This window comes from Paenibacillus sp. 2TAB19, assembly GCF_052115185.1.
In the GTDB taxonomy this organism is placed as follows: Bacteria; Bacillota; Bacilli; order Paenibacillales; family Paenibacillaceae; genus Pristimantibacillus.
On the sequence record NZ_JBFRGE010000063.1, the window covers coordinates 19,681 to 39,689 of the forward strand.

Below are 20,009 nucleotides of genomic sequence, written 5' to 3' on the forward strand. Positions count from 1 at the left end.
TCATAATACGCCAAGTATTCGTCTATTCTCGTAAATGGCACTCCTATTTTCGCGGTATGTTCATCATGTGCTAGTCTATCGGATCGTAATTGTTCTACCGCCATTATAGTTGTTCCTCTCCTCTATGGTCTGATTATACCGCTAGTGTGCCATTCCAACCTTCGACAGCGCCTCTTTGGTAATATTCATCGCACAAATAGAAGTAGAGCTTCGCCGCTTTGTCGAAGCGGTTCACCTTAATGACTTCAATAAAGGTTTCCCTTGCATCAAAGAACCGCCCTTCTTGGCAGAGCGTAACGCCTCTCTCAAACATCGCTTTCGTTCGTTCCTTAAGCGCGCGTACCGAGTCCGAATCGCCTTCGTATACGTCCACAAGCTCAAGAGGCTCATCCTTGCCATCAATTCTGACTCGGCCAAGCAACCGGTGACGGAACCTTTCAGGCGATCTCAGTTGATCAAAAAAAGTACGGGTAACGAGTATCGATGCGCCCATCGTATCGGACATGCGTTCCAGCGTCGCCGTAACGTTGACGTCATCGGAGATCACGTTTCCTTCCATCCTCTGCTCCTCGCCTACAATGCCCAGCATGAGCGGGCCTTTGTGAATCGCCATGCCCATATCAACCGGCGAATGGCCGGATGCCAGCAAGCTGTCGTTAAACGAAGACAATTCTCTGCGGATCGCTACGGCTGCTCGAAGCGCGTCATCCGAACGGGCAGGGAATAGCGCCATAAAGCCTGCGCCTAAATATTTACTAATAAGACCTTCTTCCTTGCGGACGAAAGGACTGAATCTTTTTAAGAACGAGTTCATAAAATCAAAGTTTTGCTTAGGCGTCAGCTGCTTGGACAATTGATTGAAGGAGCGAATATTCGCAACCATAACCGCCATATTCTGCTGAACCTGATCCCCTAGATGGATGTCTGTAATGCCTTTCTTTCCTAGGTACTTGAAAAACTGCTGCGGAACGAAACGATGCGATGCTTCGCTGAACGATGTGATGTCCTTAATATAGGTGCGGATATGGAGCGCCATTCGATTGAACTGCTCGCCCAAATCGCCCACCTCATCCTGCGCGCGGATATGAACCTTAACGTCCCAGTTACCGTTCGCCATTTCCATAACGCTCCTGCGGAGCTTGCGCAGCGAAGAGAGCAAATAATAGGTAACGGCCAATACAAGCACGATAACGCCGATGCTGATATAGCCGATATTGCGCATGACGCTCATGTAGATCGTTTGATTAGCTTGGTACAACACATTCATGTCTCGTCCTGTCTCATAAATGCCTACAAGCTTGCCCGTGGAATCATAGATCGGACCAATTGCATACAACCACTTGCCCGTGGTGTCTTCCCATCTGCCGGATACGATCTCACCCGTCTTGACGACCTGCTGGTCTGCCTCCTCGAGCTGGAAAGGCTTGTACATATTGACGCCGTCATCGTCGTCCATCATGATGAACATTTCGCCATTCTCATATTTGTAGAGCGTACTGTACAGTCCTTTGCGATTCGCCGCATCCTCGCTTTCGAACAAGAAGTTCATCTTCTTGCTGATCGCCTGATAATCCTCGTTCATATAATCCCTCGGCGAAGTTAGACGGTTAAGCTGATCGCCGTTAATAATGTTCTGTCCGTTGCGCGCCAAGAGCGAAAGCTGCCGCTGCATCTCGTCTTCCATCCGTGAAGAGAAGCTGTCATAGATGAAGTTCGATAGCAGTACCATGGCGATTACGAGAATCGGAACGATAGCGAAAACTTGCTTGAAGAACAAGGAGATTCGGCGGTTAAGCAGGTGTATGTAGATCATCCGTACTAGAAGGGCGACCACGATTAAGAACAGAGCCCCGGCGGTCCAAGTCAGCCAGCCCTGCCAAATCGACGAGCGGTTATAAGTGAGGTGAGTGATCGCCTCAGCAGCCGCTTTGTCAGCGCTAATAGTAATAATACGATCATCCAGTGCCATGCTCAGACCGCCGGCAGCATCGATCGTAACATCCATAATTTCAAGATTTTCGGCATCAGGAGCTAGACTGGCGAGGTCAGCCTCGGCAATGTCCGTGCGGAGATCGCTGGAGTCCGCAGCTTTCATGCTCGTAACGGCGTTCAAGAGCCTATCGATAAAATAAAGTCTGCCGTTCTCGTGCAGCTGCAGCCGCTCGGGGAAATTTTTGCGGGTACGATCCATCGTATCAAGCGGGTACACAAGCTTCGTGCTGCCATCCTTCAGCACATTAAAGATCGCGCCGCGTTTGGATGAATAGAAGATTTGTCCAGGCTCGTATCCGACGATCTCGGACATATAACGATTCTTTTCCATTTCAAAACTAAATAGTTCTTCGGGAGCGCTATCCTTTGCGGATATTCGGTTAAGCGTAATTCGGCTCTGCTCATCAAGATAGAAATACACCGAATCCCCACTGACCTGCACGCCTTTAATTTGGCCTACACGCTTATTCGTCCCGTCGCCTTTAAACGTATACAGCGTAGTCCCGACGGAGTCTCCCGGCAAGTATTGGATAATTTGCTCCTCTTGCACGTACAGGCCATACCCGTCCAACACCGTTTCAAGGACGTACATCGTGCCGTCAGGCGCTGTTGCTACATCCGTATAATCATGACGGGCGCTGCTGTCCAGACTTTGTTGTAATTGCTCCTTCATCTCGCCGTTGCCGTTAATGCGCGTCAATTCCTGCCTGGAATCGCCAATAACGTCCAAGCTTCCATCAGGCCCCGCTGACGCGCGCGACAAATAAGAGAGTGACGCTTCCTTCGTATATGGCAAAGCTTTGAACTGATCTATATTCGGATAGATCCAGAATCCAAGCCCTACAGCTATCAAGAGCAACAACACAATCCCCAAACCGGACTTTCGCATGCGCACCATCGCTTTCACTTGCATATTTTTTCTATTTCTATAGTACTACATGATACGTTATTTTACATCCCTTTCCTTGCGCGGAGAACATCGAATATTCCCGAATTTCGCAGGTTTATGTTGATGGGCTTAGCCGGCATATAGTACTATTAATAATAGTATAAAATGGGAGAAGCGATTCGGAAAATAATAGATTCGCTCTCGCGGAAAGGAACGTTATGGGACAACTCGTATGCGGTGGAGCAACGCTAAAATGCTCCTTCGGAGCCGCTCCTGGCATGCTGACCGTCTTGCCGCAGAACATGGTGATGACGTCAATGCCCATTGCCAACATTATGGACAACAAGCCTATGGTTAATATTCTCCCTTTCGGCATGTGCTCGTCGTTAGCCAATCCAACCGTGGCTTCGGCAACTGCCGCAGCATTTGGCGCATTGACTCCTATGCCCTGTATTCCGGTAACTGCCGCTCCATGGGTACCCGGGTCACCAACCGTGCTGATTGCCAATATGCCGGCGCTTAACAACTCATCGAAGTGCATGTGCAATTGGGGCGGTGTTATCGAAGTTGTTAATCCCGGTCAAGTAACGATACAGGTGCCTTAGCTATGATTGAGTCCATTCTTAAGCCGATATTCAAACCGATCAAGAAATACGTAATGAAGCCGATTAAGCAAGCTCGCAAGCTGCCTAAGCTGCTGTTGAAATGGCTTCGCAAGTTTCTCGTCACGGCCATATTCGGCCCTCTCCGTTCGCTTAACAACTATGTCAAGCTGGGAAGCTATTATATTGCGAAGAAGCTGATTGCGCTTGTTATCGTTTTAACGCTCATTATTGTTTATTTCGGTTTCATCAGTCCGCCGCCGTTGTTCAATAAGTGGTTCGGCAAGACGCCGGAGCTGTCGGCAACGGCCGCTGCGGACAAAGGGTTCACCGGTACGGCTTCTATCACTGATCCAGAGGGCAATCTTCTGTTCGAGGGCCAATTAGCGGACGGCTTGTACACGGGCACTGGCAAGCTCTACTACCCGAACGGAAACTTGAAGTACAGCGGCGACTTCGACAAGGGCATGATGATGGGCCAAGGCGAGCTGTACAACGAAGATGGCCTTTTGCTCTATAAGGGACTGTTCGCTGCCGATCAGTACGCTGGCGCGGGTACGGCATTCTATCCAAGCGGAAAGCCAGCTTATGTTGGATTGTTCGCTGCAAGCCTGTACGAAGGCGCGGGAACGACCTATAAGGAAGACGGCACGGTCGTATATGCGGGCAACTTCATGAAAGGCCTCTATCAAGGGGATGGCAAGCTATATAGCGGACCTGAGAAGCTGCTGTACGAAGGGCTGTTCAATAATGGCGTTTACGAGGGTGCAGGCAAGCTCTATKACAGTAACGGAGTTCTCGCCTATGAAGGAAACTTCACGGCCGGTGAATTGACGGGACCGGGCAAGCAATATTTTGCATCAGGATTCGTCAAATACGAAGGCGATTTCGTGAAGGGCGCTTATCACGGTACAGGAAGCTCCTTCAACGAAGCCGGCTCGCTCGTCTACGCAGGAGGTTTCGCTTCCGGCTTGCCGAACGGGATCGGCCAAGCGTACAACGCAAGCGGAGGCATTGTGTACGACGGCAAGTTCGTCAATGGCAAATATGAGGGCGTCGGTTCGTTGTTCGACGCCGACGGCGCACCGATCTATAAAGGGTTCTTCCGTTCCGGAGGCGTGTATGCGGAAGGGTTCATGAACCTATCGCTTGTGAAGCTGCAAGAGACGTTAGGGGTGGCCGACCCGCCGCCTCCTGCCGAGACAATCCCGCCAGTCGAGGAAACACCACCCGTTACGGACACGCCAGTAGAAGGGTCCATAGATGGCGAGCAAGTTGGAGACAATGGCGGTACGGGAACGACTAGTACTGGAACTCCGACAGCTACGGATGCGCCATCAGACAGTTCAGGTACTCCTGCTGAGGAGACTGCTCCGGAGAATGAAGTCCAAGCGCTTAGCGCCGGATCGAACAATGCGGTGACAGATGCAGCATCTACCGAATCAGATGTCGCTACCGGATTGATTGATGGGCTTGAGGAAGAGATCCTTCCTATGTCGCTTACCTTCAGCTCCGCTCAGCTTTCATTCGTGCTTGAAGTCGATGCCGACAATCCGGAAGCCTACTACGTTCGCAAGCTGACGACATGGAACAGTATCGTAATGGAGCAAACTTATCAGCGGCTGCTGGATGCCAAAGCCGTCTCTTCGAAGGAGAAGCTGCCGAATGGCCGAACAAGCATCATGTTCAAATCCGGCAACGCCTTCCTGACCTTCCTGCTGAACAAGGATAAGCCGGTCAGACTTGAGATCAGCTACTATAACCCTGAGGATGCGGAGTAACTGCTATCCAAACTTAAAAAGCCCTCGCCGTAACTATATGGCGAGGGCTTCTTTCTATTTGCACCTGCTCCATAAGTGCGTATACGCTCTTACAGACGCCATCAGTTACTCCAACTATAGCTATTAGTGCATATACGCTCTTACAAGACAAAACGAACGCGCTCCAAACTATGCATCTGCTCAATAAGTGCGTATACTCTACCAAAAAAAAGCCGCGAGATAACGCTTCTCGTGAAGCGTAGTCTCGCGGCCCAATTACATGCTATTCCTCCGAAGCAGCCGCTTCGGCCATTGCATCCGTTAATGAATCATTGTCTAGCTCGCCCTGCTGAGGAGCTGCGCCGAGGCTCTTGAACGCCCACCAGCGTACGGCAATAACCGATGCGGTAGACTCCATATCACCCTGCAGCTTCATGCCGATGCGGAACGTTCCTTTCTCGGGATAAACGATCGTTCCAAGCGATACGTTCGGAATGTCCGGCTCGAATTCCGTTCCCTTGAACACGTCGCTTTGACCRTAGTAGATCCGTTTTTGCGTAGCGTTCACATCGCCCGCCACAGAACGTTCCACTTCTTCCAGGCCGACGACGACCGATACTTGTCCTTCGCCAAGTCCATGGTTGATCTCGTCGGAGACGTAGTTCTTCTTGCCCCGAGAGAAGAAGAAACCTCCCGACTTGCCGATCGACTCCAGCAATACTTCCATCGTGCCGGTTGCAATCTCGTCATACAAGTGCTGCGGACGCGGAATGCCGAGCTTAAAGTCGAACTCATTGCGATCCGGATGATATTGCACATCCAATGAAGGTTTGGCGCCATACTCCAAATCTTCCGTTTCCGCGCTTGCATAGAACTTATGCAGCGACGAAGCGCGCGAAGTCTGGGAGAGTCTTTGCAGCAAAGAGGTGCTCTCGATGTATTCGCCGTAAGGAACGCGGTCGACCTTCTCGATCATATAGGTCGGTCCCATCTGAAGCAGGCTGATCTTCGCCAAACAAATGCTTTGATCCGCCGAACCCTCGACAGCTTCTTCCAGGCTGCGCTCATGCCAGTCCTTCAGAATGCGCTCCGCTACCGGCTCCTCCAGCACTTCAATCACATGTTTCGCGTTGGAATCGAGCGGAATGACCGCGTCGCCGATTGTCAGCTTTGCAGCCGAATTTGGCACCGTCAGCGAAGCGGAACCTCCCGCTTCAAGCGGCGCCTTCACATGGAAGCTGACCGTATATTCCGTTTCCTGCGCATCGCCCGGCTCTGCGAACGATACGTTTTGCCCGTCATGGCCTACCGTAGTGAAGCCAACCGCATCATAGTCGTATTGGAAAGCAATGCGCGGCGTTTGGAGCGTCTTCTCAACGACGAGCTTAACCTCGACAACCTCGCCTGGGTTAACATATTTCGGCATGCGCTGCGTAATACGAACGCCTACATCCTCATAAATCGTCGTCACGTTCTCCAGCAAACGAACGAATTCGAAGGAAGATGGCGCCGGCGCCTCTTCTACGATAAACAAGCGGTACGACTCCAGCACGCGATTATATTCGCTCACTTCATCGGAACGAATCGCCGAGTTGCCGACGGAATGAACCGGCTCTTTGCCCTTCTCATCGTAAGCCACGCAAAGATATACGTTTTTCTTGTATTCATTGTTCGTAAAGCCTTCAATCATCGACAGCTTTAACGTTACCGGGGAAGGAATAACGAGCTCGCGGCCGATATAGTCGATCGCTACGCCCATCTCGACCGAAATCGTCTTGTCATCAACGGCGACAACCTGCATGCCCGACAATACGCCGCTTCCGTACAGCAGGCGGTTCAACAATCTTCTTTTGTCGTTAAAATACTTTTGCTCCGATTCAAAGTCGCGCACCGTCAGCAGCTTGYCGTAAAAATACCGATTTCTCTCAAATGGATACAATCTCGATTTTTTCATCAATTCCCACTCCTTCACGAACTTCATCTATTATTCAAGCTCTGAATCCATCTCAAGGCGAGTATGTATGTCTATTCGCTTCTCCATGCCGACATCGACGATCAACGTATCGTTAGGCATCGTGCGGTTAGGGTTCAGCGTCATGAGCGACGGCTCCGTCAGCACGGTGTTGATGCCAAGGTAAGTATGAAGGTCCAAGTACATCCACGGTTGAAGCATCACAAGCTTCGCTTCCGTATAGGCCGGCTTCTGCTCCTCAATTAACTGCTCGATGACAACACGCTGTTTCTCGTTAGGAGCTTGCTCTGGCCGAAGCAGAACGGTGAAGGTGTAGGGATCGCCGTCGTACAGCTTATCCGTAAGCTCCCTAAGCTCTGCGTTGTCGCGCATGCCCTTCGTCTGGAAATATTCAATAATAAGCGGCGACTGTCCCGTGTAAATTTCGATCGTCTTCATTAGCCCCTGCCTTGTACCTCGGTATCGGTACAGCTCCGGCGCAGCTTTGATGAATGCTTCCACCTGTCCATCGGTCCAATAGTCGTCGGTTTCCAGGCCAAGCCAGGACGACAACCACCTAAGATGTTCGCCTGTCGCCAGCTCCGGATCGAGATAGTCCGACAAACCGTTAATTTCGCTCTCTACCTCGGAGAATAGTGTACCGAATAAAGATAAGTAACGCTCTAGAAAGTCGCGGCTAGCAGGGTCCTCCTGATATACCGCCGGCAAATACGATAAATACGTCTCACGCGGAAAATAAAGCCGCATCGTCTGGAGCAAAGGCGAATGCCTCTCCGTCCCGATCCATTCGATCTTAATCCATAAATACCGTCCTTTGGCGCCAAAAAACAGCGAATCCTTCGGATTAATGACTGGCGGCGACCAGTAATGCGCAAGCGCGTTCAGCTTGTCTCGATACGATAACGACGTATCAGCCAGCCAATCGTCGACCTTGCGATACGCTCCGTTAATGAGACAGCTTTCCTCGTTTAACGTGAAGTAGGACACTCTTAACTGCGTACCGTCGGGAATGAACGCATCAAGCGTCATTTTATGCCATATCGTATCGGCTTCCGCACTATCGTAAGCGCGCGATAACCACACACCCTCTGGTACTCCCGTCTCTTCCATCGCCAGCGTCTGGGGCTGCAGATTCAGCATCGTCACAACGCCCTCGTCACCGTTCAATATGAACATGCGGTCTCTGCCGTCGATAAGCAATTGATCGGCTTTGCCTCGGAAGCTCGTAATTTTCCCTATTGACTGACCGGCTGCATCGAGCCTGACGATAAATCGGTCATCCTCGCTTTCCTGATCCATCTGTCTCGAGTCGCCGATATAGAGCATACCAGAGCTATCGATACATAATCCCGCATAAGGAAGCGAGGGCAGATCTCTCTTCTCTGCCAGATTGCCGCTGTTAGTAAAGGCATACAGCTTAGCGAACAGCGTGTCGAAAATGTACAGCTTCCCGCTCGGGGACAGCGACATAAAGAAAGTCCGGTTCAAATGCTTCAGCTTAGCCCGCACCCGCTGCGTGAAGCTTGGATCGCTCCACACACCGGTCAAAGCGCCGCTATGCGTGAACAGCATTACCCCCAGCTTGCCCCCCTCGGGCACCGTTGGCTCATCGCCGCTCACATCGATCTCAAGCGGTGTCAGCACATAGATGTAGCGCTTATCCGAAGCTATCGCGATTGGATAAAGCGGCATACCGTCCGCTTGCTGGCCGGCACGGGACCACAACGTCTGCCCCGTATCCGTATGATACGCCGCAAGCGTTAAATCGCCAGATCTGTCGGCTGCGAACAGCAGGTCGCCGGAGGCTGCGAGCCTCGCATCGGCGCTGAATAAGCCATGTCCTTGCGTGAACAGCCGCTTATGGTCCGTGTTTCTGCGATCATAGATCCAAAGATCGGCCCGTTCATCAAGCAAATACAACCGATCATGCTCGCCGATCGCAATCTCGCGAATCGTTCCCGTTCCATCCAACTCGCTTAGCTGCAGAACACCGGCAATCCCGTACTTATTATCTCTTCGCACACCGAAGCCTGCCGTGCGCGACTCCAAATTGTATGTGGTGCCGCGCCGCCAATCTTCCTCGCGATTAATCGAGAAATAACGATCCAGTCCGTTCAGACTCATCCCCTCCTTTGCTGCCGTCCGCGGTACGACATCATAGATGCGTGCTGCTTATCAGCTCAATTTCATGACTGCCCGAGAACACAAGGCCATGAGGCGGCAGGATCAGATCGCCGCCCGCGCTCTTCTTCACATGGGCGCCTTCCGCATCCAGCCACAAATCTTGTATGAACAAAACGCCGTTGCTTCCGCTAAGCGAATTATAAATATCACCCTTATACACCGCTCTGCCGAATGTCCAGCCCGGTGAGCCATCGTCTCCGTCAAGCGGCCGCAGCAGCCGCCTTAGCTGCTCTACAAGCCGCTCGCCTTCATCGATGAATTGCGGTTCAACAACAACGACCGCATGAACGGTCACTTTGATATAAACGGGAGGGATAACATGTACCTCGGTCGTGATCAGCCTCCGCGAATCGATATGCTTCCTTACCGTTTGCAAGAAACCGGCGCTTGGCGTCGGCGTCTCGCTTAAGCTGTAAGGAACAACGACAACCGATACTTGCCCGGCAGCCCGCTCTCTCGGATAATCGGCAAGTCCAGGTCTGTACAGCGGAATCGCCTGTACTCTGGCAACTGCCGCACCCGGCGTCTCGCGGGCGATCGTCTCGTAATCCTCATCGGTTACAGCGCGGAACGTACGCTTCAGCTCCGTCTGAGCGCGCTGCAGCGTCTCAGCAAGCGTCTCCGCCTCCGAGCCGCCCGCAGCATAGAATGGATTGTCAACCTTAATTCCGTTTTCGGCTTGCACGTTGCATACCCATTCCGTTATAAGACCGGACTTCACATTGCCTCGTTCGCCACCGCCAAGCTCGCAGCCAATCAAGCAAATATTTTCTTCCAAGCAAGACGCTGGAATAGCGCCGCGCTCACCGTTACCGAAGTAGATTCGTCTTCCGACCGGATCATACACATAATGGCGATCGCCGGGTCCTGAATGGTCGAAGTCGTCAACCCGCGTCCAGTCAAACCATTTCAATTCTCCAGTTGCTTCGCTCTCTCCAACTTGCAGCTTAATGGCGTCCTTTTTTTTGCATGGGACGTCATATAAGTCGAATGATTGGCCGGGAAGTCCATTGCTTCGACCGACTAATCGCAGCAGATCGAACTTCGGCATACTTGCGATAATTCGAATCATTTGGCCTGCCTCCGGCATGACGCCGTCTACGCTGCCGCCGAAATGAACTTCCAAATAATCTTTACCTGGGCTTCGCTTCACCGAATACAGCTTCGAGCGTTGTTTCGTCAGATGGTCACTCTTCATGTCCGACGTCTCTTCTTCCTGCCAATACGTCCATGAAAAATCGATATTTTGCACTTGCACGCGGATTTTCCCGAACACGGATAAGTAGGTATCGCTCACGATCGACGTTTGCTCCCCGCCGTGGAAAGGCAAGTCGATCACCTCGCACAGCGTATCCCGTTGAACCGCGATCGTAGTATGAAGCATCAGCTGGCGTATGCGCGGAGGCATCTCGTAACCCGGCTCCTCAAGCGTGCAGCATATCCAATAACGCGCACGATCGCTTGCCGGATGAACCGTTACCGCACGCATTGACGCTCCGACGCGGAACGTCATTTTACCGCTTAGCGTCAAATGCAGCGTCTCGTCGCGCACGATGTCCAGCGGAAGCCAAGCCGCCGTCTCCGTTGCCTCGTCATAGCCGTATACTTTCCATGACAGCCTGGAGGAAGGAGTAATCACAGAAGCTGCAAGTAGCGGATCAAGGAGCTCTGAAGCATGCCTCTCTTGTCCTTCATTCCCAGGTTGCATGAGCTCTATATTGAGTGTGATTTGTTCGCCGGAAATGAGTTCTCGGTCGAACGATATGTATAATTTGGATGATTGCTTCGCATCGGCGCCGAAAGCGTAGTAGACGACATCCGAATGTATATTGGATGCTGTCACATCATTCGCTTCCCGTTCCGTTCTTGTAATGATCCGGTCAAGCGACAGCGGAACGAGCTTAACCGTCGTATCCGTCTCGAACATTTGGTCTTCCGCCATGAGCTTCGTTCCACGCGGCAACGTCGTTTGCTCAGTTACGTTCGTGAACTGAATAAGCGCCTCTGCCGATTGCGTATCTGCCGGCGCAACGCCCAGCAAGTCAAGAAACTTACGACGGTTTTTGTCCGGAACGCGGCTTATGAAATAACGCTGCATCTCGGTCAGCCATGCGAATAATTCAAGGATGGTCATGCCTGGATCATGCGCGTTCTCATCGGTCCATTCAGGAACGCGTTTCGGTATCAGTCGTCTGGAATGCTGGACGATCTCGGCGAAGCTCCGATCGTCCAGCGGCAATCTAGGCAGCATAGGATGCCTCCTTTCCTTGCAGCTTTAAGTCATATCATTATTAATGTGGGGCAGGGATTGCCGTAATCTGATGATGCCCGTTAACGACAATGCCATGGATGACCTCGCCCATTCGCGCGGGATCCCACTCTGTACGCACGCCGTTCTCAATCTTGATGACATGTAAATACAATCGTTCTATGTAGAGCAGCGACCTTACCGAATGAAGCAATGAATGAAGCACCGAAATATGAAGCGCTTCGCCGATATTCCAGCCTTGGCCGTCCGCATTGCCCGTAATGGAATCAAGGAACGCATCCAGCTTAGCAGCAGAAGCCAGCTCCAGCGGTAGCAGCTCATCCACTGATTCCGCCGCAACGGTGGCATGCACCGATATTTCCAGATAAGCCGGCTCGATGACACGAATTGCACCGCCCAGCGATACAAGATTGGAAGCTTTGCGAATAAGCTCACGCTCCACCGTCTTCTTGAGCTCCGGAAACTGTGCCGTACCGCCAAGCCCGCCCGCAGGGAAAGCAACAACCGTAATAGCACCGGGAGTTCGCTTAAGCAAAGCGTCCCGATTGCTTAAGCACTTCACCTTCGCAATCTGCGGATACGCCTCGCGGGCAATCCATTCGACGTCCTTCGTCGTAACTGCGCGACCCCGATGCTTAAGCTGCTGCGGTCCGCGGGCAACCACCTGCTCGATACGCTCCGCATCGCCGCCGCCAATCGATGGCGCGGGATTCGTTACGCTTCGGATGAAGGCGATCGGAAGCTGCATACCTGTAATTTGGTCTGCCGCTACATGACCGCCAGCTCCGGCAGTCGTCTTGAAGCGAATTCTGACCGTCTCCGACTCCTGCGAGGAAGGCAAGCGTCCGTGTACCCCATCGCCGAATTGCAGCGTGCCTCCCGCATGATTCGTCACATAATGTCTATCGTCCGGCCCCGATTCGGCCAGCGAGGCAACAGCCTGCCAGCGTACCCAGAAGCGCTGGATCTCGCCTTCGCCGTCGCGTTGAGCAGCGTACGCCGAGCTTTCGGTTTCCAGCAATCTCTCCTGCTCGAGCGCCGTATATCTCTCAACCTCATCCACCCATACTTCTTCGTCGATGAAAGCGGTCTGTGTCAGCTGTACGAATCCGTCAAGCGGAATGGCAAGCTCTCTCTCCTGACTGACCTGCTGCCTGGCTGTCACCGCATTCATATCAATGCGGCTAGCAACCGGCAGCTGCGGATACGTTCCGTCCATGCAGCCGTCGCGATTAATCGCCCGCAGCCAGAACCGCTCGCGTCCGAACAAGCTTGCTTGCACCATCGTCTGCGGTCCTACCCATTGCAGCTCTCCGCTCGATGTAAAACCATCCGTGCCGTCCGTTGTCTTCACAGGCAGCCAGACGAGCCTGCCGTTCTGCGCGCATAACGCTTCCCACTCCACCCAAGGTGGCTGATTGCGGCCTGCGAATGGACGATCAAGCTCGAAGCGTGTCCGCAGCGGCCCTTTCGTCGGGGCTGTATCGAATGAAGCATACACGGTCGGCTGCTTCGTTGCCGGCGGCTCGAACAGCTTATAGGCTGCTCCTCCCGCTCTCGCCTCCTGCGTGCGTTCTCTCACTTCGATATTGCTTCTCGTATATAGACTGTCAGGCATGAATAATGCCTGCGAAGGCTGTGCATATGTAAATGCAGGTGAAGACAGCCACGGCGACATATATTCTACGACCGGCGCAATAATCGGATCGGTCTGCAGTACGCGCGCGCGCAGCCAATAATCGTATGAGCCGTTGACGAACGTCTGCGCTATATCTTCAGGACATTCGAATTCAACGGTAAACCTTCTCTCCTCTTGCTCCGGCAGCTCATCGAATAAGGTTCCGAACTGCTCGCTCCCGGGAAGCCGGGCCCAATTCACGCCGTCCCAATATTCCCACTGCACTTTGCGAATATGAATTCTCGGCGGGTCTTTCTCCTCGAAATCATAGGTTCTCATGACCATTTTCCACTTGACCTCGGGGTCTTGGGCCATGCGAAGACGATTAGCCGACAGCTTGGCCGTAAAGCTTAGCTTTACATGGCTCTTGCGCTTCGTGAACGCCTCCTCGCATGACAAGTAAAACACGGAATAAGGTACGAAATGCTCGCCGAACGGATAGAAGCCGTCTGCCGGCACCTCGGTATCATTGAAATACAATGCGCTCGGCTTAATGCCTTCCGTATCGCGATGCGCATCATGCGCCGCGCGTATACGCAGCTTGTCCATCTCCAAATGCTTCTCGAGCAGCGGCGAAGCCGCGTCCGGCAGTTGCTTCACCGTACAACGTATCCAGCGCCCCTTAATGCCTTGATACTCCGTAACTTCAAGCTTGCCCGCCTGCTTCTTATACAAAATAATCGTTTGACCGGCAGCAGTGGCCTCATCGAACTTCACCCACTGGCCATTGCTCGGATACGTCCACTCAACAAGATCGGAAGCGAGGGAAGCGGCCAGCTCCGGCTCCGAATAACGTTTCTCCGAATGATGCACGTTCAGGTAGAAGCGATTAGGACGATCGACAAGAAACAGATCGTCATGACGGATATACATCGAATGCTCCTGTTCGTTCACCTTATAATCGGTATCGAACAAACGCACCTCCGGTACGATTCCCGCTTCTATGCTTTGGCTGTACTTCTCGGCTGAAGTCACAATCCGATCCTTCGCCGGAAGGACGTTAATCCATTCCTGCAGCTTGGCAGGCGTTGCCAGCAGCGTCTTCTCCGTCTCGAACACCAGCGGCTCGCCACCCTCTGGATTCGGCGCGGTAAGCGCCAGTCCTGCCGGAAGATAGACGGGATTCACAGCGCCCTCGCTGAGCCCGAATACAACGGTCGCAAGTGACGGACGCGGAGGCTGCAGCTTCACTTGAATCAGATCAAGGAAAGCTAGAAAATGGTTCAGAGGCGCTTGATTAAGCCGCTCCACCGTATCCTGCAGCATCTCCGACGTTAAATAAGCCAAGCCTGTACCCGCATCCGGATCTTCCGGCGAGAACCGCCATTCCGGCGTATAGTGAGGAGCCATCTCTTTCAATCTAGCCATGAAAGAGGCAACATTGTTCGCATTAATGCTTGGCGGACGAAGGCCGCCGCCCGTTCTTCCTCCATGCTTCATCGCATCGCTTCGCTCCCGTTATTTCGTGCCTTCCTCGAGATAAAAAGGATAGACCTGATTAAACAAATTGTTCGTTGACCGCACCGCATACGATACCGTCAGCAGCACACGCCCGGTATGCTGAGGATCAAGCTGCGCTTTCACCTCGATATCCTTCACCCTGGGCTCCCATATCCGAATTGCATCCGTAACTTCGCTTGATATGAGCCGCAGTGACGTTTCGTCTGTCGTGCCGAAAACGAACTCTCGCAGTCCGCAGCCGAAATCCGGCCGCATTAGCCGCTCCCCCTTCGAGGTGCGAATAATAATTCGAATCGCTTCCGCTATATCCTCCTCGGCATCGGCCATCAAAATGCGGCCTGTCGTGGCATCCACCTGCACAGGAAACTTCCATCCTTTTCCCAAAAAAGAAGCCGACATTCCAGCACTCCCCCTCTTCCGTTTGAACTAAGCGGCTAGTTGATCTTGACCATAGAGCCCTTGAGCGTCAGGATGCCATTCGTCTTCACTTCCATCATCCCGTTCGACTGCAGAGTCAGCGAGGCATCGGCCTCTACCTTCACTTGCGCTCCCTTAAGCGTCAGCGACTTCGCGCCCGTCATCGTCACATCGCCTTGCGAAGTCATCTCGAGCTTCGCCGTATCGCCGCTCTTCACCGTGACTTTGTTCGCGGTGCTGTCCAGCACGATCGATTGTTGCGTGTTCTGCATCGTAATCGATACCTTCTTGCCCTTATCGTCCATTTCAATGCTATGGCCCTTGCTCGTCTTGATCGTAATGCTTCCGTCTGTACTGTTATCGTCAAAAGTAATTTCGTGCCCGCTTCGCGTCTTGATCTTGCGAACATCGTTTTTCTCTTTGCCAGCCGGAGGGGGAGCTTTCTTGCTCCACAGCGTTCCGATAACTACCGGCTGATCGAGTCTGCCCATTAGAAAGGCGACCAGCACCTCGTCGTTGACTTCAGGGACGAACAACGTACCCATATCGTTACCGCCCATCAAGGACGCAATCCGAATCCAATCGGTCTGCAGTTGCCCCTCCCGAAGCGGAAATCTAACCTTTACGCGGCCTAATTTCTCAGGGTCTTTGTTATCGCTGACGATCGCGTTCAAGACGCCGGATAATTGCTCGGAAGGCATAGAGCGCTGGTGCGAATCAAAAAAACCTGTAAAGTTCGAGCTCATATGGCATTCCCCTCCGTTTCGAAATGAACAATGTAGCCGTTGTCCGAATCCATCTTATGTGACACCTTCGTCAATCTCGCCGTATGATTTAGCTTCGTTCCGCCTAACCCGTCGAACTTGATAAGCTCGCCCGGCTTAAGCTCCGGGAAGCCTATGCAGCTGCCATGTCCGCTGACAAGCTCGCGCGACAGTCTCTCCAGCATCGCCTTGGCAAGAGCGGTAGCCTCATCCTGTGAAGTCGCTTGCGTGTAGACGATCTCGATTTTCTTCGCAGAGAGTTGCGCCGCGACGCTCGGACCCGCCTTCTCCATCGTGCCGATCTTCGTTATCGTCTTCGCAGAAGCTTCGATCGGCTCCATTTTGTCCACATCGTAACCTCTGACCTTCACCTCTGCTACTTGGCTGGATGCATCAACCTGAAGCGTGAACTCCAGCAAGCTTTTGCCATATTGCAGTGTAATGATTGGATCTCCCGACGTTTTTGGTTTTTTAAAATAAAGCTTGGACGCCGTCACATAAAAATGCCGGTCGTTATCCATCGCGAGCGAGCGAATAAAGTGGTAATCGCTCACGCCGATCTGTTCAATGGTATTCTTCTTAACGGTCGTCGCATCAATATCGGTCGATAGTCCGTATTCGCCGGCAATTTGTTGAACGATATCGCTGTCCTTCGATTGCGACCACACTTTGGAATGAGACGACTTCATCATCATGAAAGAGCGGTCCATCGCGACTACGATGATCTTAGGGTTCATGTTCGAGCCATACTCGACGTTATAGCCGGTAATCACACCGTCAAATACGAGCCCTTTTTTGTCCGCATAACCAAGCTTTACCTGAAGCAGCTTCCCTACGGCAATCGTCGTCCCGACCCATTGCATGACGTTGTCCTGCCATTTGAAGGCGTTCGCGATGCAGAATCTGGCAACATCCGCCTGCGCATCGGTCGTCTGCTCCACGTCGACCCATTCCAATGCCATATCTAAAAGTCTAATTAATTGCCCATCAATGAGGATGTCGGCTTCAGGCGCAGTAAAACCACCGTATTTGGTCTCTAGTGAATCAAAGGTGTTGGCCGGCATACTCTCACTCCAATCTTGGAATAGTTAAACTTTTACCAGCTGCAAGCAAGCGCGGATTATCGATGCCGTTAGCCTCGGCGATATGCCGCCATGCGCCTGGATCCTCATATTCGTCTGCTRCAATCGACCATAGCTGATCGCCCAGCTTAATCGTCTTCAGCTTCGTCCGGTCAGCTGATTGCCGCGGAATTTCCTGGTACTGCTCCTTCATCGTTTGGCTGCTCTTCATGGACAAGCCGAGCGTTGCTCTTACCGGTACGCCCGATTCCAGAAACATCGTGTATCTTTGCGATATGGAAGTGACGACACCTTTGAAGTCAAGCGAGCCCCATACGAATCGGCAAGTCGGGGGAGCATGAAGATCGGAATCAACGTCCATCATGCCTACAATGGCGGAAGTAATCTCCCTAACGTCCGTGCCGAGCTCGTAAGTATCGAAGAACAGACTAAGCGTCAAGGTAGAAGCATCGCCGCCGACAAATTGCGAGATAGGCCTTTGTAGACCGGGCACATCATTCTCCGAATATTGATTGCCTACCTCTAGTTCGTATTCCGTCGGGTTGAACATCACGTCTATCGTTTGCGTCCGTTCATGCCAATAGATCCAAAACTGCGCTTTGCTTAAGGCCATAATCAGCTTCCTCCTCTTCTACTCTTCTACTCTTCAAAAGCCGCGCCTGCGCTGCTCCAGCTTCATCTTGCGCTCCAGCGCTTTGTATACTTGATCCGCTATCGCCTCGGGACGAAGCTGCGGAATTTTCATGATCATCTTCTGCAGCTTCTCGGGATCAAGCTCCTTCGGCGCTTCCACCTGAACATGACGCTCAGGCTCCTTCTGCGCCGCTTGCTTGCGTTGATGATGCGCAAGCTGCGGCATTGCGGTAGCCGAGGAGTACGTGCCCGGCGTGGCTGTTCCGCTCACTGCTCCGGCCGATGCCGCTTGGCGAGCAGCGAAGCGCAACCGCAGAGGGCTTGAACCCGCAGCTGGCGTTGTAGCTGATCTTTCAGCTGCTTGCTGCGTTTGGCTGCCCGATTGTGTAAAAGCCTGCTGTTCCGCAGCGTGCTTGCGCACCGATTGCAGCGATAACGGCACGAAACTGCTTCCGGCACGCTGCACAGTCATAGCAGCACTCTTCACAGATGATAAGCTATGGCTTATCTGCGGAGCGGTTCTTTGCTGTATGTTGCGAATAAGACGATGAGTCGTACTTGTTTTAAGAGCGGCCATCGCCCCAGCGGACGTTGGCTGCGAAGACAAAGCTGCAGACCTAKCTTGTCCGCTTCGGGCTTGCTCTGATTGCCCTTGTACGTCTTCGTCCGATTTCATAACTGCGCTGCGTCTTCCGATCAAGTCGACTATCGGCGTCTTCAGCGCGGACGAAATGAAGCTGCCCGAACCCGCGCTCGTTTGCTTGGCCACGGTTGCGGCGACATTATTAGCCTTTTGAACTTGCGGTTTCTTCTTCGCGCCAGCGCTCGTTCTCCGCTGGGCAGCAATGGAATGATCAGGCTGAGCGGGCTGTGCTCCCGAAAGCCGTCTATGAATCGTCGCCGCCAGTGACGGTGACGCTTTGGGCGATTGATGAATCAGCTTAACTGTAGAAGAATGACTCGTCTGCTTGCTTCCACGCGACAACTGCAGCGGTGTACTCCGTTGTGATGCTTCGCTTGTTGTTACTGGCACGGAAGCTATTGAAGATGTCACGTTATTCTGAAGTCGCTGGCTAAGTTCCTCAGGCTGTTCTGAAGGCTTAGTTGTACTTGTCGAGATAACTTGTTTCCCAAGCGATTGCCGCAGCACCAATCGCACGTTCCCTTGCACGGGGGCTCCGTTCTTTATAACCATCCCTTTCGCTCTGCTTGAAGGGGGGAGTTGCGGCGCATCGGCTGAATGCCGCCTACTAATACGAGAGTTAATAAGATGGGCTAACGAATTCGTATGCACAACTGATTGCGGTTGCTGTCTCGCACTCGCAAGCGAAACATTCCTTTCAGCCCCGCCTTGGACAGCGGCGCCTGTCTTAATCGAAGCTGTCGGCCATCCCGACGATCGAGCAGCTTGCGGCTTGGCAGCTTTAGAAGCAGGGAGTGAGCGTTGCAAGTCCGTTACGGAACCTCTCGTCACGCCTGCTTGTTCATTGGCATCGCCCTTCGCTTCTTTCTCGCGATGTACGAGCCGCTTCGCAGTAATGGCAGGCAGCACCCGTTTACTTGGTTCTATCTGCGTTGCTGTTGATTGCGGCTTAGCCTCGAACCAAGTCGTATGCTGCCTAAGCAGTCGCAGATGCCCCGGAAGCTGATTAATCGTCACCGACATTTCTCCTCGGCTCGTCATCAGCTTAAGCTGGCCGACAGCTCGTTCGCTCCTAAGTTGCGGCACGTTTGACGTGCTTGCCGCAGCACCGTTCGTTCTCCCAGCATCGTTGACTGCAGCAGGCTTAGCACCCGTTGATTGCGTCTCCGCTTTACTGACCTGCTCCGCTTCTTCCGGGCTGTTCTTCTTTGCCAAATGCTCCAGCTTCGCCGCCGGAACGGGTTTTCCTTTTCCGGACAACCTGCCTTGAACAGCATTTGTTGCCGACTTAGCATCGTCCAATTCTGCCTGCTCCGCTTGCTTCACTCGCTCGGACGCCTTCGCCTCACTCTGCTCCGCTTGCTTCTCCCGCTTAGACGCCTTCGCCTCACTCTGCTCCGTTTGCTTCACTCGCTCCGACGTCTTCGCCTCACTCTGCTCCGCTTGCTTCACACGCTTAGTCGTCTTCGCCTCACTTTGCTCCGCTTGCTTCGCCCGCTTAGACGCCTTCGCCTCACTCTGCTCCGCTTGCTTCGCCCGCTCCGACGTCTTCGCCTCACTTTGCTCCGCTTGCTTCGCCCGCTTAGACGCCTTCGCTTCACTCTGCTCTGCTTGCTTCACTCGCTCCGACGTCTTCGCCTCACTYTGCTCCGCTTGCTTCACT

General features: G+C 52.8%; 12 protein-coding genes. 2 read left to right on the forward strand and 10 right to left on the reverse strand.

Annotation, left to right across the window (positions count from 1 at the left end):
* Positions 1-133: 133 nt before the first annotated feature.
* Entirely contained in the window at positions 134-2,857 is a 2,724-nt protein-coding gene (locus AB4Z33_RS23050; protein WP_442052139.1) for an adenylate/guanylate cyclase domain-containing protein, read from the reverse strand.
* A gap of 242 nt (positions 2,858-3,099) precedes the next feature.
* On the opposite strand from AB4Z33_RS23050, the gene AB4Z33_RS23055 reads away from it, so the two are divergent.
* On the forward strand, positions 3,100-3,486 hold the full coding sequence (locus AB4Z33_RS23055) for a DUF4280 domain-containing protein (RefSeq protein ID WP_442052140.1): 387 nt from the start codon (positions 3,100-3,102) through the stop codon (positions 3,484-3,486).
* 2 nt (positions 3,487-3,488) lie between these two features.
* The gene (locus tag AB4Z33_RS23060) at positions 3,489-5,264 is read left to right on the forward strand and encodes an MORN repeat-containing protein (protein ID WP_442052141.1); all 1,776 of its coding nucleotides are present in this window, start codon (positions 3,489-3,491) and stop codon (positions 5,262-5,264) included.
* A gap of 262 nt (positions 5,265-5,526) precedes the next feature.
* Here the strand turns inward: AB4Z33_RS23060 and AB4Z33_RS23065 are convergent, their stop codons facing one another.
* From AB4Z33_RS23065 to AB4Z33_RS23105, 9 genes are all read right to left on the reverse strand, one after another.
* Complete coding sequence (locus AB4Z33_RS23065; protein ID WP_442052142.1) at positions 5,527-7,197, reverse strand: hypothetical protein; 1,671 nt, start codon at positions 7,195-7,197, stop codon at positions 5,527-5,529.
* A gap of 30 nt (positions 7,198-7,227) precedes the next feature.
* Positions 7,228-9,339, reverse strand: coding sequence for a phage tail protein (locus tag AB4Z33_RS23070; protein ID WP_442052143.1), 2,112 nt, complete (start codon positions 9,337-9,339; stop codon positions 7,228-7,230).
* Positions 9,340-9,370: 31 nt separating this feature from the next.
* The gene (locus AB4Z33_RS23075) at positions 9,371-11,650 is read right to left on the reverse strand and encodes a putative baseplate assembly protein (protein ID WP_442052144.1); all 2,280 of its coding nucleotides are present in this window, start codon (positions 11,648-11,650) and stop codon (positions 9,371-9,373) included.
* A gap of 40 nt (positions 11,651-11,690) precedes the next feature.
* A complete protein-coding gene (locus tag AB4Z33_RS23080) occupies positions 11,691-14,786 on the reverse strand; it encodes a baseplate J/gp47 family protein (protein WP_442052145.1) in 3,096 nt (1,031 codons plus the stop codon).
* Between the two features lie 18 nt (positions 14,787-14,804).
* Positions 14,805-15,206, reverse strand: a complete 402-nt coding sequence (locus AB4Z33_RS23085; RefSeq protein ID WP_307200548.1) for a GPW/gp25 family protein — start codon at positions 15,204-15,206, stop codon at positions 14,805-14,807.
* A gap of 35 nt (positions 15,207-15,241) precedes the next feature.
* Positions 15,242-15,970 (reverse strand): phage baseplate assembly protein V, encoded by a 729-nt coding sequence (locus AB4Z33_RS23090; protein ID WP_442052146.1) that lies wholly within the window; start codon positions 15,968-15,970, stop codon positions 15,242-15,244.
* Positions 15,967-17,052, reverse strand: coding sequence for a phage late control D family protein (locus AB4Z33_RS23095; protein ID WP_442052147.1), 1,086 nt, complete (start codon positions 17,050-17,052; stop codon positions 15,967-15,969). The genes AB4Z33_RS23090 and AB4Z33_RS23095 overlap by 4 nt, the downstream gene beginning before the upstream one ends.
* Before the next feature lie 4 nt (positions 17,053-17,056).
* Positions 17,057-17,683, reverse strand: coding sequence for a CIS tube protein (locus AB4Z33_RS23100; protein WP_442052148.1), 627 nt, complete (start codon positions 17,681-17,683; stop codon positions 17,057-17,059).
* Positions 17,684-17,716: 33 nt separating this feature from the next.
* On the reverse strand, positions 17,717-20,009 hold a 2,293-nt coding region (locus tag AB4Z33_RS23105), incomplete at its 5' end, for a hypothetical protein (RefSeq protein WP_442052149.1).